The organism is Tardiphaga sp. (assembly GCF_028290785.1).
Lineage (GTDB): Bacteria > Pseudomonadota > Alphaproteobacteria > Rhizobiales > Xanthobacteraceae > Tardiphaga.
In genome coordinates this window covers 1-14,347 of sequence record NZ_JAQGJD010000245.1, presented here as the reverse complement: position 1 = coordinate 14,347, position 14,347 = coordinate 1, and the positions used below count along the sequence as shown (strand labels likewise).

14 protein-coding genes and 2 pseudogenes are annotated in these 14,347 nt (G+C 63.5%); 10 read left to right on the top strand and 6 right to left on the bottom strand.

The window, feature by feature from the left end:
- Positions 1-241: 241 nt before the first annotated feature.
- Both JWR89_RS15400 and JWR89_RS15395 read right to left on the bottom strand, forming a co-directional pair.
- Positions 242-1,054: a transporter substrate-binding domain-containing protein gene (locus JWR89_RS15400; protein WP_299717619.1), complete on the bottom strand. Its 813-nt coding sequence runs from the start codon at positions 1,052-1,054 to the stop codon at positions 242-244.
- A 251-nt stretch (positions 1,055-1,305) separates the two neighbouring features.
- Complete coding sequence (locus JWR89_RS15395; RefSeq protein WP_299717617.1) at positions 1,306-2,202, bottom strand: AraC family transcriptional regulator; 897 nt, start codon at positions 2,200-2,202, stop codon at positions 1,306-1,308.
- A 164-nt stretch (positions 2,203-2,366) separates the two neighbouring features.
- On the opposite strand from JWR89_RS15395, the gene JWR89_RS15390 reads away from it, so the two are divergent.
- From JWR89_RS15390 to JWR89_RS15375, 4 genes and pseudogenes are all read left to right on the top strand, one after another.
- Entirely contained in the window at positions 2,367-3,125 is a 759-nt protein-coding gene (locus tag JWR89_RS15390) for an SDR family oxidoreductase (protein ID WP_299717621.1), read from the top strand.
- A gap of 143 nt (positions 3,126-3,268) precedes the next feature.
- On the top strand, positions 3,269-3,658 hold the full coding sequence (locus JWR89_RS15385) for a limonene-1,2-epoxide hydrolase family protein (protein WP_299717615.1): 390 nt from the start codon (positions 3,269-3,271) through the stop codon (positions 3,656-3,658).
- 100 nt (positions 3,659-3,758) lie between these two features.
- Positions 3,759-3,881: pseudogene (locus JWR89_RS15380) on the top strand (IS5/IS1182 family transposase); the annotation flags it as partial.
- Positions 3,882-3,962: 81 nt separating this feature from the next.
- Entirely contained in the window at positions 3,963-4,379 is a 417-nt protein-coding gene (locus JWR89_RS15375; RefSeq protein WP_299717613.1) for a hypothetical protein, read from the top strand.
- 59 nt (positions 4,380-4,438) lie between these two features.
- Here the strand turns inward: JWR89_RS15375 and JWR89_RS15370 are convergent, their stop codons facing one another.
- The 4 genes from JWR89_RS15370 to mnmA all read right to left on the bottom strand — a co-directional run bounded on the left by JWR89_RS15370 (position 4,439) and on the right by mnmA (position 8,201).
- Entirely contained in the window at positions 4,439-5,659 is a 1,221-nt protein-coding gene (locus tag JWR89_RS15370) for a glycosyltransferase (protein ID WP_299717611.1), read from the bottom strand.
- A 270-nt stretch (positions 5,660-5,929) separates the two neighbouring features.
- Complete coding sequence (locus JWR89_RS15365; protein ID WP_299717609.1) at positions 5,930-6,295, bottom strand: hypothetical protein; 366 nt, start codon at positions 6,293-6,295, stop codon at positions 5,930-5,932.
- A 48-nt stretch (positions 6,296-6,343) separates the two neighbouring features.
- Positions 6,344-6,982, bottom strand: coding sequence for a class I SAM-dependent methyltransferase (locus JWR89_RS15360; RefSeq protein ID WP_299717607.1), 639 nt, complete (start codon positions 6,980-6,982; stop codon positions 6,344-6,346).
- Between the two features lie 16 nt (positions 6,983-6,998).
- A complete protein-coding gene (gene mnmA, locus JWR89_RS15355; RefSeq protein WP_299717605.1) occupies positions 6,999-8,201 on the bottom strand; it encodes a tRNA 2-thiouridine(34) synthase MnmA in 1,203 nt (400 codons plus the stop codon).
- Positions 8,202-8,528: 327 nt separating this feature from the next.
- Here mnmA and JWR89_RS15350 point away from each other — a divergent pair, with 327 nt between their 5' ends.
- From JWR89_RS15350 to fliH, 6 genes and pseudogenes are all read left to right on the top strand, one after another.
- Complete coding sequence (locus JWR89_RS15350) at positions 8,529-10,034, top strand: flagellar hook-length control protein FliK (protein WP_299717603.1); 1,506 nt, start codon at positions 8,529-8,531, stop codon at positions 10,032-10,034.
- Positions 10,035-10,044: 10 nt separating this feature from the next.
- Positions 10,045-10,758, top strand: a complete 714-nt coding sequence (locus JWR89_RS15345; protein WP_299717601.1) for a flagellar hook capping FlgD N-terminal domain-containing protein — start codon at positions 10,045-10,047, stop codon at positions 10,756-10,758.
- Between the two features lie 189 nt (positions 10,759-10,947).
- Positions 10,948-11,223, top strand: coding sequence for a DUF1153 domain-containing protein (locus JWR89_RS15340; RefSeq protein WP_002714638.1), 276 nt, complete (start codon positions 10,948-10,950; stop codon positions 11,221-11,223).
- Between the two features lie 177 nt (positions 11,224-11,400).
- Positions 11,401-13,011 carry a flagellar basal-body MS-ring/collar protein FliF gene (fliF, locus tag JWR89_RS15335; RefSeq protein ID WP_299717599.1) on the top strand — a complete coding sequence of 537 codons (1,611 nt, stop codon included), beginning with the start codon at positions 11,401-11,403 and terminating at the stop codon, positions 13,009-13,011.
- 5 nt (positions 13,012-13,016) lie between these two features.
- Positions 13,017-14,105, top strand: a complete 1,089-nt coding sequence (gene fliG, locus JWR89_RS15330; protein ID WP_299717597.1) for a flagellar motor switch protein FliG — start codon at positions 13,017-13,019, stop codon at positions 14,103-14,105.
- Positions 14,105-14,347: pseudogene (gene fliH / locus JWR89_RS15325) on the top strand (flagellar assembly protein FliH); the annotation flags it as partial. The gene fliG and the pseudogene fliH, both read left to right, overlap by 1 nt.

Sequence of the window (14,347 nt, the reverse complement as noted above, 5' to 3'; positions counted from 1 at the left end):
CGGCATAGGGTACGAAGAACGTCACCTGCTTGGCTGGGAACGACTGCGCATGAGCGCTGGCGCCCGCCAGGAAAATGGCGGCGGCGGTCGCGATGATGCCGGTGAATTTGCTCAGAGCCGTCACGTGATGTCCTTCCCGATGTCTTCGATCAGCTCACGCGCCGCAGCGCGGTGAACCCGCTGGCGGTGTAGCCGAACTTGCAGGCCGATGAATACCCCTTTCAGATGGAACAGTTAGCAACTAGGGCTGCGCCGCAGCGGTCGTCGCCGCACGTAATCCGGAACGGGCGATAGCGGCCGTCACCACGCCCTGCGCCTTGGCCTGCTCGGTAAACTGTCGAACGAAGGCCAGCCCCTGCTCCCTGCCCTTCGGAATGGCGATGGCGTGGCGCTCGACGCCCCACTGGCCATCAAGCACTTTCGAGCCCGGCGCCTTTTCCGCAAGCTCGTAGAGCGTCGCCTTGTTGGTGGCGAAAACATCGAGCTCGCCGGCCGCCAGCATCTCCCCCGCCAGTGTGACGGTCGCGACGCGAACGATCTCCGCCTGTTTCAGGTCATGGCTGAGAGCGGCATCCGACGAGCTGCCTTCGGTGACGCCCACGCGGCGTCCGGCCACATCGACATCGGCCAGCCTGGCCACCGCAGAGCCTTGCTGCACGAGATAGCCGAGTTCGCTTTCGAGATAATACGGACCGAAATCCATCACCTTGGCCCGTGCCGGCGAAGCGTTGGTGAAGGCGGCATCGACCTTGCCGGTTTTCACGGCTTCGAGCACCTCGGCGTTCCTGGAGAATACGACGGGCTCATAGGGTACGCCGAGCTTTTCCGCGAGCGCCTTGCCAAGATCGTAGCCGACCCCCTTGGGACCACCCACCTTGGGATCCGGCAGGATCGACGTCGGCGTTCCCGTGTACAGGCCGACGCGCAACGTGCCGGTCGGCGCCAGGATGTCGCGCGGTTCAGGCTCGCCGGCCACGGCAACGCCCGCTGGTGGCACCAACAGCAGGCCGGCCATGACCAGCCGCGCTAAAAACCTTCGGCCATTGTGCGCCATGATTTCACTCCCTGATTTTCCTCGTATCTATCTGCCGCCGCGAAATCTGGCTAGGTCGTGAACTCATAAACGGGAACGTCCGCAACTTCTTGATCGCGGACCGGCGGCCTTAGGGCGCGCGAGCGGGTGTAGCCGCCATCAGCTTGTGGAGCCGGCTTTCCCGAAAACGATAGTGCTCTGGAAGTCGGAGGGCTTCTCACGTTGCGATATTGCCGGGCAGGCTCAGAGCGACGAACGCGCGGCACGCCCGCTCAAGCTGCTGCCCCACTCGCAATCACATGCTTAATCTGACGAACGTCACGCGCGGGCGGAGCGCCGAATTGACGCTGATACTCTCGGCTGAATTGCGAGGCGCTTTCGTAGCCGACCGCAAACCCAGCGTCTGAGGCATTTCTGCCGCCAGCCAAGAGTAGGTGACGAGCCTCCTGCAAGCGCAGCTGTTTCTGGTATTGAAGAGGACTTACCCCGGTGATGGCCAAGAAGTGGCGATGTAGGCTCGCCCGGCTCATCCCACTTGCATCGCACAGAGCTTCGATGCGCAACCGCGCCTTGTAATTGTCCCGGATCCATCCAACGGCCCGCCGAACCCTATTCAACGCACCGTCAGGATGTGCAATTTGACGCAGCAGCCTGCCCTGCGGGCCTTGCAGCAGACGATACATCAACTCTCGCTCGACCATTGGTGCAAGAACCGGGATGTCATCAGGCGTGTCAAGCAAGGCCAGCAGGCGAAGCAATGTCTCCCGTAGCGGAGCCGTCATCGGGTTGATCGCAATACCGGCGTCCTGAAGGTCATTTTCCCGCACCGATGGCATGGCAGCTACGACCTCTGCCAACACTGTGGGGTCCAGATCGAGCGATACCGCGACGTATGGCTGCCCATCATCGGTAGCCCAAATCTGACCGATGAGCGGCAGATCGAGGGCACTGATGAGATATTCCGAGCCATCGTAGCTCAATAGGCTCTTGTTGATGGCGACACGTTTTGAACCCTGCAGGATAAAGCAAACCATCGATCGGTACGGGCATGGTGCAGCAACCGAAACTTGCATGACGTAAATGTCGAGGCGCGGTATTGACGAGTTCGTCCAATCCGATTTCGCGTGGCGGCAAGCGATATCGAGGTGCTGCGCTAGTTCGGTGCTCATGCCCAAGTCTAACACCTCCACCAGCTTAAGCAAAGCTGTTGAGACAATCAGGCAAGATTTTGAGCGTATCAGGCGCGCCGGCAAGCTGCTCGGCCACTATTTTCGGATCATCCAACGTGGATGGGGAAATCTCTTCTCAGCACGACCTTCGACAGAGGCAAGCTTTGACCAATCAAATCGCACTCATCACCGGCGCCAGCCGGGGCCTCGGCCGCAACATGGCGCTGCATCTTGCCAAACGCGGTGTCCACATTGTCGGCACCTACCGCAGCGGCGCGGTGGAAGCCGATGCGTTGCGCCAGGAGATCGAGGCGCTGGGCGGCACCGCCGCCATGCTGGCGCTCGACGTCACCGATACCGCTAGCTTCCCGACATTTGCAACGACGGTCGCCAAAACCCTGAAGACCGATTTCGGTCGCGAGCGCTTCGACTTTCTCGTTAACAATGCCGGCAACGGCCTTTTCGCCAACTTCGCAGAAGCGACCGAAGAGGAGTTCGAATCGCTGGTCACGACGCATCTGCGCGGACCGGTCTTCCTGACCCAAAAGCTGCTGCCCCTTATCGAGGACGGCGGCCGCATCCTGAACGTCTCGTCCGGCTTCGTGCGCTTCACGCTGCCAGGCTACAGCCTGTATGCGGCGATGAAGGCTGCGGTCGAGGTCCTGACCCGCTACATGGCGGTCGAACTCGGCGCACGCCGTATCCGGGTGAACGCGATTGCGCCCGGCGCCATTGCGACCGACTTTGGCGGTGGTGCGGTGCGCGACAATGACGATGTGAACGCCTACGTGGCCAAAGGCATCGCACTGGGGCGCGTCGGCCTGCCGGACGATGTCGGCGGGGCGGTCGCGGCCATCCTGTCCGACGATATGGGCTGGGCGAACGGTACGACCTTCGACATTTCGGGCGGGCAGTTGCTGTAGCTCCAAACATCGGCATTTCAATGCAACTCCACCAAGGGATTTTTCAGATGAAGTATGCGCTTGTAGCGATAGCGGCCGTAATGTTCTCCACGGGGGCCTGGTCACAGACGTGCGACACGTCTAGCAAAATGAAGGATATTAAGATGCCAGCACCAGTCGAAACGGTCACTGCCTTCAGCGCTGCTATCGCCGAAGATAACGGGAAAGCCGCAATTCGGCGATGGTTTACCCCCAAGACGGTCTGGGTCAATGAGGGCGTGTCGACTACCACCGGCATCGAAGAGGCGATAGCTTTTATCGAGCGGCCCGGCAGATCGCCGGACATCGCAGCAGTCCATTTTGACATGCTTGCTATCGCTGCGGACGGAAATCGCGTGTTGACCGAGCGGCTGGACCGTTTTGTACGCGCTGATGGGAGCGAAGTAGCCGCAGTGAAGGTGATGGGCATCTTCGAGATAGAAGGCGATTGCATCGTCGCGTGGCGTGACTACTTCGACGTCAATTTCGCCAAAAAAATAGCGAAAAACAAGTGACAGGCTCCGCTTGGGCCTGCCGAACGAGGTCGGCGGTGCCGTCGCCGCCATCCTGTCCGACGATATCAGTTGGGCGAACGCCCCCATCGCCCCTTCCTTATCCAAGCTCAAGCACTTCCGCCGTGTCGCCACACGCTATGACAAGCTGGCCGCCAACTTCATCGCAATGGTCCAGCTCGCCTCAATACGGCTGTGGTTACGCAATTGTGAGTCTACGGCCTAGGCGCCCGTTAACTGATTTGTAACCACGGTGATCCAAGACGGAGGGGCGCGGTATCTTCTCCGCGCCTTGGACGGATGTAACATGTTCCAGCTGTTCCTGAGGTCTCGCGCCCAAGGCTATCTGAGGAGCCTGACTGGCGAGCGCGAATTCAAGGCGCGCTCGGCGGAGCGCGATGCCGAGACCGATCACGGCCGCATCGAAGCCGTCGTTCGCGCGCTCGACGAGGCGCTGCGCTCGGCCGAAGCCGAGCAGGCCGGCCTCACCCGCCGCGTCGATGATGTGCTGGCCCGCGCGGCGGTGACCTTCGGCAACGGCAACGACGAATATCTCACCCGGGAAAAGCTCGACAGCGATCATCTCGATCTGTTCGAGAAGGAAATTTCCAACGGCCAGCGAAGGTTGCGCGAGCTCGCCGTCAGCATCAGCCATTTCAAGTTTTTGAAAACGGCATTGAACAGCCGGTTTCCGGACCACAAGCCGCACGCGACAGCCAACTAGAGTTGGTTCGTCACTGGAATCTTGTCGCGTCCGGGACAGGTGAGGCGGTTCGCTCAGCCTTACGCCGCCGGCTTTCCCGCCTGGCGCTCGCTGTCGGTCCAGCGCCGGCGCAATCCCAGCGTGTTTAGAACGGAGCCGCTTGCGGGCCCTCGCCGTCTTTCGCCGGTAAAGGTGGCCATCTGGCTGTCGATGAAAGCCATCAGCTCGCTGCGGAAACGTGCGGCGGAGAATATTTCGGCGCGGGCCCGGCATTCCGCGCGCGAGAACGAGGCTTCCTGCGCCACGAAGGCGCGGACGCATTGTGCGATCGCTTCCGGCCTCGGGGAGTCGAAGAACATCCCGGTGCGATGGCCCGGTGCCGCCGACACCGTTTCGCGCGCGCCGCCGCGGCCGAGCGCCAGCACCGGTGCGCCTTCCGCCTGCGCCTCCACCACGATGATGCCGAAATCCTCTTCGGCGGCGAATACGAAGGCCCGCGCGGTGGCCATCAGTTCGCGCAGCCGCTCGTCGGTGACGAAGCCGACGAAGCTCACATTGGGACCGGCCATCGCCTGCAGCCGCTCCGCATCGGGACCGTGCCCCGCAACCACCAGCTTGAGATCCGGCAATTCGGCGAAGGCGCGGATGACGGCCTCGATCTTCTTGTAGGGCACCAGCCGGCTGGCCGCGAGAAAATGCCCGCCCGACGGCAGGTCGGTTGGCAAAGTGGACATCGTCACCGGCGGATAGATCACCTGGGCCTCGCGGCCGTAGACCTTCTTGATGCGCTTGGCGACGAAATTGGAATTGGCCAGCATTGCGTCCGGACCGTGCGCGGTGCGCACATCCCAGATTCGTATCCGATGCAGCAGTGCGCGGGCCAGCGCGCTCTTGATGCCTCCGGTCAGGCCGCTTTCTTTCAGGTAGGCATGCTGAAGATCCCAGGCATAGCGCATCGGCGAATGTACGTAGGAGATATGAAGCTGGTTTGGACCGGTGATGACGCCCTTGGCGACCGCATAGCTGCTGGAAATCACCAGATCGTAGCCCGACAGATCGAACTGCTCGATGGCGATCGGCATCAGCGGCAGATAGGAGCGATGCAGCTTGCGGATGAACGGCATGTTTTGCAGAAAGCTGGTCTTGGCTTTCTTGAAACCGATCTTGGCGCGATCCTCCGGCGTCAGCACATCGAACAGCGTGAAAACGTCCGCGTCCGGATAGCAACGCAGCATCTCGCGCAGCACCTGCTCGGCGCCGCCCAACGTGTAAAGCCAGTCGTGGACGATCGCGACACGCATGGTTAATTCCCGAACCGGCCGGCCACAGGCCGACAGTTCGACTCAATAGACCAACCGCGTTATCTCACAACTCACTCCTACAGTTTGCGTTAATTCGACGGCGACGGATATGTCGATATCGAAGCAATCGCGTAACGATCTGGAAACCATGCGGGCATGGTGTGAGCCAGCCATCGGCGACCTTCTCACGTGGAACTTGTTCGCGAAGCCGACATGCAAATGCCCGGCACGAGGCCGGGCATGAGTGTCAGCATGATCGCTAAGGGGGATCTATTTCGGACGCACGCTGGGGTCGCCGCCGGGGCTGCCGGGCGGGGGGATTACCGGCGTATTGCCGGTGTCGGGCGTCGGCGCGTGGATTTCTGAATCGACGCCGGTCGGCGGGCACAGCACGCCGTCGGAGCGCGCCAGCTTGTCGGCAAGCGGCTCCGGGCTTTGTCCGGTCGTCGCGTTGCCGTTCGGAGTGATGGTGCCCCGCGGACCGGTCTCGGTCGGCGTGCAGTTGGTTGCTCCGCGCGGCGGAACCGGCGCGATCTGCGCCGAGGGCGTAGCAGGCGTCGGCGGCGCCTGTGCGAAGGCCGCACTGCAACCGGCGATCAGGAAACTGGCGAGCAACAGGGGCTGTTTGATCCGCATCGGGATAAAACAGGGTTTGAGCCCCGAGGTTCCCGAGAAAAGCGGCCCTTAGGATTTCCGGTAGCGGATCAGGGAGAAATGTCCCATCGGGGCCATCGGCCGGCGTTCCGTGAGCGTCACGCCGCCGTGTGCTGCGGCCCAATCGACCAGACGGCCCCACGGAAATTCCGGGCGCCAGCCAAGCCGTCGCGCCAAGGGGGCGAAAGCCAGCTCGAACAGTTTTCGCGGGCCGCTCTCGGCGCCGATGTGGTTGACCAGGATCAGTTCGCCGCCCGGCTTCAGCACGCGGATGAAGTCGTCGAGGGTGGCTTCGGGATCCGGCACCGCGGTGATGACATATTGCGCGACCACCGCGTCGAAATAGCCATCGGCGAAGGCCAGATTCTTGGCGTCCATCACCGCCAGCGTCTCGACATTGGTGAGGTTCAGCGCCTTCACCCGTTGATGCGCCTTGCGCAGCATCGGCTCGGAAATATCGACGCCGCAGATTTTTGTGGTGCGGGAATAGTCGATCAGCGACAGGCCGGTGCCGACACCGACATCGAGAATCCGGCCGCCGATCTTGTCGGCCTCGAGGATGGTGGCCTGGCGGCCGGCGTCGAACACCTTGCCGAACACGATGTCATAGATCGGTGCCCACAGCCCGTAGGCTTTCGCGACCCCCGCGCGGTCGATATCGCCAGCCATTTCCTGCCCTGAACTCTTACACGCGCAACGCTGCGACCAGCGGTTGGGCGACATTAACATTATGCACAGGGATACCGACAACGCTTTTCGCCGCGGCACTCTTGATGAAGCCGCCGCCAAGCACGCGGGCCTGGCCGCCGGCCGCGTCGTAGAACACGCAGGCCTGGCCGGGCGATACGCCCTCCTCGCCACCGACAAGTTCGATCTCGTAGCCGCCATTCACCGCCCGCAGCCAGGCCGGCTGCGGCGCGCGGGTCGAGCGCACCCTGACGAACAGTTCGAGGCCATCGCCCACCGCGCGATCCAGCGCGCCGTCGCCGATCCAGTTGATGTCGCGCAGCATGATACGATGCATGCGCAGCGCCTCGCGCGGCCCCACGATGACGCGACGAGCCGCGGCGTCGAGCTTGATCACATAGAGAGGCGCAGCGGCGGCGATGCCGAGGCCGCGGCGCTGGCCGACGGTGAAATGCACGATGCCTTCATGGCGGCCGATGACGCGACCGTCCATATCGACGATATCGCCGGGCTCTAGCGCGTTCGGCTTCATGCGCTCGATCACGTCGGTGTAACGGCCGGACGGCACGAAGCAGATGTCCTGGCTGTCCTGCTTGTCGGCGACCGACAGACCGAACTGCCGCGCGAGTTCGCGGGTCTGCGGCTTGGTCATATCGCCGAGCGGAAAGCGCAGATAGTCGAGCTGCTCTTGCGTGGTGGCGAACAGAAAATAGCTCTGGTCGCGATCGGCGTCCGCGGCGCAGACCAGCGCGCGCGATCCGCTGGCGAGGCGGCGCGACGCCACGTAATGGCCGGTGGCCAGCGCGGAGGCACCGAGTTCGCGCGCGGTGGCCAGCAGGTCGCGGAACTTGACCGAGCGGTTGCACTCGATGCATGGCACCGGGGTCTCGCCGATGGCGTAGCTGGCAGCAAAATTGTCGATCACCGACTCGCGGAACTTGCTCTCGTAATCCAGCACGTAATGCGGAATGCCGATCCGTTCGGCGACGTCGCGGGCATCGTGGATGTCGCGGCCGGCGCAGCAGGCGCCCTTGCGATGGGTCGCGGCGCCATGGTCGTACAGTTGCAGCGTGATGCCGACCACGTCGTAGCCCTGCGACTTCAGCAGCGCAGCCGTCGCCGAGGAATCGACGCCGCCGGACATGGCGACCACGACCCGGGTGTCCTGCGGACGACCTTCGAGATCCAGACTGTTGAGCATGGTTTCGGTTCTGGCTGCGACCGCGCCGGCTGCAAGCCGATGCGATCAGGAAGACGGAAGCAAATCCCGGAACTTGCGCGCGTTCCGGCACGGGCTGAGATGATGCTCTTTAATATAGGCCGGCTTCCGCTCAGGCAATCACGGCGGCCGCGCGCCAACGGCAATTCTTGCCGACAGGCAGAAACAAAGCGGCCCAAAACCCCGAGAGCTACACGCCGCCACCTTCTAACGCATTGCAATATATCAATATTTTATTTCGTTCGCGGGTGGCCCGGTCCTTGCTCCAATGGACGTAGAACTCATCTTGAAAGGCCGGCCGTGGTTAGCGTGACCTCAGATATCGCCTCAAACGCGTCGATCCAGAATACGCGATCGAAGTCGGCCCGCGACGACCAGGCGTCGGCGTCCGACCGCTTTGGCTCGCTGATCGACAATACCACTGCGGCCAACAGCCAGAATGACCGTCCGGTGTCCGCCCTGCCGGACCTGCCGGCGCCTGCTCCCCGCGACGACAGCCGGCCCAGGGCCGATGACAGTGCCCGCAACAACGACCGCGCCGACGCGGCAGCTGCGCGCGATCGCGACGCACCGGCCAAACCCGCCAACGATCGCACCGATGCCCCTGCGGACAGCAAGCCGGCGAAGGCCGACAGCAAGGCCGACGCCAAGGACGCGAAGGACACCAAGGCGGACAAGGATTCCACCAAGGACGGTAAGACCGCGGATACCGCTACGGCCGCGACCGCCGATGCCACCACGGCAACCGATCAGGCTGTGCCGGTAACTGCGGTCGCGGTCACCATCCCCGTCGTCATCGCCACAACCGACACCGCCACCGCGCCGGCAACCGCAAATGCCGGCGTCACTGCGCCGCTGGCAATCGCCGCCGCCGTGCTGAAGGCGCAAGCCGCGGCCGCCGAAGCAGCCGCCGCGACCGGCACCGGAGCGACCGCCGAAACCGCCACACCGGCATCCACCGATCCGGATTTCGCGGCACTGATTGCAGCCGCCACGCCCGCCGCTGCGAAGACCGGCGTCAAGCAGGCCAAGTCCGCGACCACGGCGGGCACCGAGACCCCGACGACCGAAACCACCGTCAACTCCGACACCGCGGGCAATGCCGCCACCACGGCGCAGACCTCGCAGCCGGCGCAAGCAGCCGCCCCGGAGAAACATCCGGTCAAGGACGGCAAGGCCGACGACGTCGCGGCGGACGGCGTCAAACCCGACGGCACCGACGCCACGGCGAAGCCGGCCGCGCCCGTCATCCACGAACACCGCGTCGCGGAAGCGGCGCAGCTCGCTCCGGTCGATCCCAACCCGCCGGCCAATACCGCGCAGCAGCTTCAGCCGGCAGCGCCCGTTGCCGCCGCCGCGCCGCAGTTGACGGCGACCATTGCCACCAACGCACCGATCCCGCTCAACGGCGTCGCGGTCGAGATCGCGCAATCCGCGCAATCCGGCAAGAGCCGCTTCGACATTCGTCTCGATCCTGCCGAGCTTGGTCGCATCGACGTTCGTCTCGATGTCGATCGCCACGGCAACGTGACATCGCATTTGACGGTGGAGAAGCCGGAGACGCTGGCGATGCTGCGCCAGGACGCGCCGCAACTGCAGCGCGCTTTGGAGCAGGCCGGCATGAAGACCAGCGATGGCGGGCTGCAATTCAGCCTGCGCGACCAGTCGCAGGGACAGCAGAACAACGGCGACAATTCCGGGCGACAGTCACAGCGCCTGGTGATCAGCGAAGACGACTCCATGCCTGCGGTGATCGCAGGTCGAAGCTACGGCCGCATGCTGGGATCCAGCAGCGGCGTCGACATCAGTATTTGAGGAGAGAGTCATGGCAGTTGATTCAATTAGCACGCCGGCGCCGGTCGTATCCGGAACAGTCACCAACACATCGACGTCCACCGATACCAGCTCCACGGCATCGACGGGAATCGCGGATAACTTCCAGACCTTCCTGACGCTGCTGACGACACAGTTGCAGAACCAGAACCCGCTCGACCCGCTCGATACCAACCAGTTCACCCAGCAGCTGGTGCAGTTCGCGGGCGTCGAGCAGCAGCTCAAGTCGAACGACCAGTTGAAAACGCTGGTCGCGCTGCAAAAGAGCGCAGCCGCGACCGAAGCGCTGGTCTATGTCGGCAACACCGTGGCGGTCGATGGCAGCACCACGAAATTCGACACCTCGGCAACATGGAATCTGAGCGCCGCCAAGGACACCACCTCTTCCACCGTCAGCATCACCAACGCCGCCGGCAATACCGTCTACAGCGGCAACTTTGCGCTGAAATCCGGCGGCTCCAGCTTCGTCTGGGATGGCAAGGGCAATGACGGCACGCAGTATCCCCCCGGGACCTACAAGCTGACCGCCACCGGCAAGGACCAGAACGGCCAGACGGTGGCGATATCCACCGAAGTTCAGGGCATGGTGGATTCCGCCGACTTGTCGGCGAGCCCCGCTTTGCTGTCGATCGGCGGCGCGAATTACACGGTGGACCAGGTCAAGCGTGTCGTACGCACCGTCCCCGCCGCCACGCCCGCGACCTGATCAAGCTACCAGCCTGCGCGAGATCGCCCGGATCGCTGATCCGGGCGAAGCTGTTTGAGGGGTATCCGGACGGCGATCTGCCCCAAAATCAGATCAATTCATATTGGAGTTACGAGCTTAGGCAAATTTTAAGTCGCTGAGCGTAGGTTATTGAAGTGAGTTCAGTGGTTGAGAGTTTGTGAGTACGCCATGACAGAACCCCATCGCCCGAGGGTCAAATACGTCATCGGGCCTGACGGCAGTCCGTTAACAATTGCGGATCTGCCCGCGCCCGGGACAAAACGGTGGGTCATCCGCCGCAAGGCCGAAGTGGTTGCCGCCGTCCGCGGGGGCCTGTTGTCCCTTGAGGAAGCCTGCAGCCGCTACACGCTGACGGTCGACGAATTCCTTTCCTGGCAATTCTCGATCGACCAGCACGGTCTCGCGGGCCTGCGGACGACCCGCATCCAGCAATACCGCCAGTAAGCGAATCTTCTCGAATATCTTGCATTTGACGAAAACCGGCTCCTTCACGGGAAGCCGGTCTTCGCCATTTTGCCATTGTTTGTTACCTATTAACCATCGTTAACCATATCGAAACCATCCTATGGGCAAAATTTGCCCAGTCGGTCTTTTCAGACCGTGCTTCAGGGGCTGGGTTCGTTGCAGAGTCTGCTAGGTTTCCTCAAGGGTCTCGGCGCGGCGCGCCTGATGGCAATGGTCGCGGTGACAGCCGCGCTCATCGGATTCTTTGCATTTGTCATCATGCGCGTCACCACGCCGCAGCTGACCACGCTTTTCACCGACCTCAGCGTCGAAGACTCCTCCGCCATCATCAAGGACCTGGAACGCCAGGCCATTCCCTACGAGCTGAAGAACGAAGGCGCCGCCATCATGGTGCCGAAGGACAAGGTCACCCGGCTGCGCATGAAGCTGGCCGAAGGCGGCCTGCCCAAGGGCGGCGGCGTCGGTTACGAGATCTTCGACAAATCTGACGCCCTCGGCACCACCAGTTTCGTCCAGAACATCAATCACCTTCGCGCCCTGGAAGGCGAACTGGCCCGCACTATCCGGGCCATCGACCGCATTCAGGCCGCCCGCGTCCATCTGGTGCTGCCCGAACGGCCGCTGTTCTCGCGCGAGACCCCGGAGCCGTCGGCCTCGATCGTGGTGCGCGTCCGCGGCATGCTCGACCCGCAGCAGGTGCGCGCCATCCGCCATGTAGTGGCCTCGGCCGTGAACGGCCTGAAGCCGAACCGGGTCTCGATCGTCGATGAAGCCGGCCAGTTGCTGGCTGACGGCGCCGCCGACCCGACCACCGATGGCGCGACCGGCGACGAGCGCCGCGCCGGCTTCGAAAAGCGCATGCGCAACCAGGTCGAGGCGATCGTCTCCTCGGTGGTCGGCGCCGGTCGCGCCCGGGTCCAGCTCACCGCCGATTTCGATTACAACAAGACGACCCAGACCTCCGACAAGTTCGACCCCGAAGGCCGCGTGCTGCGCTCCAGCCAGTCCCGCGAAGAATCCTCCGTCAGCGCCGCGATCGACGGTCAGGTCACGGTCAATAACGAGCTGCCCGGCAACCAGAACCAGGGCAACCCGTCCCCGGCGAAGGACCAGAGCAAGAAGTCGGAAGAGACCAACAATTACGAGATCTCCCGCACCACCAAGACCGAGGTCACCGAGGCCGGCCGCGTCAACCGCATCTCCGTCGCGGTGCTCGTCGATGGCTTCTACAGCAAGGGCGAAAAGGGCGACCTGGTCTATCAGGAGCGCAGCAAGGGTGAGCTCGACCGCATCGCCACCCTGGTCCGCTCGGCTATCGGCTTCGACCAGAAGCGCGGCGACCAGGTCGAAATCGTCAACCTGAAATTCGCCGAGGGCCCTGCCGTCGTCCCGAACCCGGAGCCCACCGGCCTGCTCGGCGCGCTGCAGTTCACCAAGGACGACGTGATGTACATTATCGAGCTGGCGGTGATGATGCTGCTGGGCCTCGTCGTCATGTTTATGGTGATCCGCCCGCTGGTTCGCCGCATCCTGGCGAGCGAGCCGGTCCCGGTGCTCACCGCCCAGAGCGCCGCCGCGCTGACCGGCGGCTCCGCCGTCGGGCCGGACGGCCAGGCGCTGCTCCCCTCCGCTCCCAACGCGATCGACCTCGCCACCGTGCAGGGCCAGGTCCACGCCCAGTCCGTGCATCGCGTCGGCGAACTGGCCGACCGCAACCCCAACGAAACCGCAGCCATCGTTCGCGCGTGGCTGCAGGAGCCGGCGTGATCTGAATGGCAGTCCCCGCAACCACAGGCGACAACTCAAGCGACATCGCCAGCGTCGTCGCTTCGCTTGCGCAGCGCCAGGGCGGTCGTCCGGCGGCGAAGCCGTTGAGTGGCCCGAAGCGCGCGGCGATCCTGATGCTGGCGCTCGGCGAACAATATGGCGGCAAGGTCTGGGCGATGCTCGACGACGACGAGGTCCGGCAGCTCTCCAGCGTGATGTCGACGCTCGGCACCATCGAGCCGGACACGGTGGAAGACCTGCTGCTGGAATTCGTGTCGCGGATGTCGGCGTCCGGCGCGCTGATGGGCACCTTCGACGCCACCGAACGGCTGCTGACGCAGTACCTGCCGTCCGAGCGCGTCAACGGCATCATGGAAGAAATTCGCGGTCCCGCCGGCCGCAACATGTGGGAGAAGCTCTCCAACGTGCAGGAAGAGGTGCTGGCCAACTACCTTAAGAACGAATATCCGCAGACCATCGCCGTGGTGCTGTCGAAGCTGAAGCCGGAGCACGCCGCCCGCGTGTTGTCGATCCTGCCAGAAGATCTCGCCCTCGACGTCATCGGCCGCATGCTGAAGATGGAGACGGTGCAGAAGGAAATCATCGAGCGCGTCGAGCAGACGTTGCGCACCGAGTTCATGTCGAACCTGTCGCAGACCCGTCGCCGCGACGCCCACGAGGTGATGGCCGAAATCTTCAACAATTTCGACCGCCAGACCGAGACCCGTTTCATCACCTCGCTGGAAGAAGACAACCGCGAGGCGGCCGAGCGCATCAAGGCGCTGATGTTCACCTTCGACGACCTCGTCAAGCTCGACGCCGGTTCGGCGCAGACACTGATGCGCAACATCGACAAGGACAAGCTCGGCATCGCGCTGAAGAGCGCCAACGAGGAGGTTCGCGCCTTCTTCCTGGGCAACATGTCCTCGCGCGCCGCCAAGATGCTGCTCGACGACATGGCCGCGCTTGGCCCGGTGCGGCTGCGCGACGTCGACGAGGCGCAGGCCCTGCTCGTCAACCTCGCCAAGGACATGGCCGCCAAGGGCGAAATCGTCCTGACGAAGAACCGCGCCGACGACGAACTGGTGTATTGATGGCAGCTCCCGCAAAATTCCTCTTCGACGTCGATTTCGCCGCCCCCGACAGGACGCGCGCGCCCGCCGTCACGCCCGCGGAGATCGCGGAAATGGTCGCGACGGCCGAAGGCCACGCCTACCGCGCCGGCTTCGACGCCGCGCAGCGTGAGGCCAAGGTCGAGAGCGACCGTCGCGCCGCGCTGGCGCTGGAAGAAATCGGCGTCGCGATCTCGTCGATCTCGACGCGGTTTTCCACCATC

What these genes read in the sequence shown, in the direction of transcription:
- JWR89_RS15400 (WP_299717619.1), bottom strand. Translation starts at nt 1,054, where the DNA reads ATGGCGCACAATGGCCGAAGGTTTTTAGCGCGGCTGGTCATGGCCGGC.
- JWR89_RS15395 (WP_299717617.1), bottom strand. Translation starts at nt 2,202, where the DNA reads ATGAGCACCGAACTAGCGCAGCACCTCGATATCGCTTGCCGCCACGCG.
- JWR89_RS15385 (WP_299717615.1), top strand. Translation starts at nt 3,269, where the DNA reads ATGCCAGCACCAGTCGAAACGGTCACTGCCTTCAGCGCTGCTATCGCC.
- JWR89_RS15375 (WP_299717613.1), top strand. Translation starts at nt 3,963, where the DNA reads ATGTTCCAGCTGTTCCTGAGGTCTCGCGCCCAAGGCTATCTGAGGAGC.
- JWR89_RS15370 (WP_299717611.1), bottom strand. Translation starts at nt 5,659, where the DNA reads ATGCGTGTCGCGATCGTCCACGACTGGCTTTACACGTTGGGCGGCGCC.
- JWR89_RS15365 (WP_299717609.1), bottom strand. Translation starts at nt 6,295, where the DNA reads ATGCGGATCAAACAGCCCCTGTTGCTCGCCAGTTTCCTGATCGCCGGT.
- JWR89_RS15360 (WP_299717607.1), bottom strand. Translation starts at nt 6,982, where the DNA reads ATGGCTGGCGATATCGACCGCGCGGGGGTCGCGAAAGCCTACGGGCTG.
- mnmA (WP_299717605.1), bottom strand. Translation starts at nt 8,201, where the DNA reads ATGCTCAACAGTCTGGATCTCGAAGGTCGTCCGCAGGACACCCGGGTC.
- JWR89_RS15345 (WP_299717601.1), top strand. Translation starts at nt 10,045, where the DNA reads ATGGCAGTTGATTCAATTAGCACGCCGGCGCCGGTCGTATCCGGAACA.
- JWR89_RS15340 (WP_002714638.1), top strand. Translation starts at nt 10,948, where the DNA reads ATGACAGAACCCCATCGCCCGAGGGTCAAATACGTCATCGGGCCTGAC.
- fliG (WP_299717597.1), top strand. Translation starts at nt 13,017, where the DNA reads ATGGCAGTCCCCGCAACCACAGGCGACAACTCAAGCGACATCGCCAGC.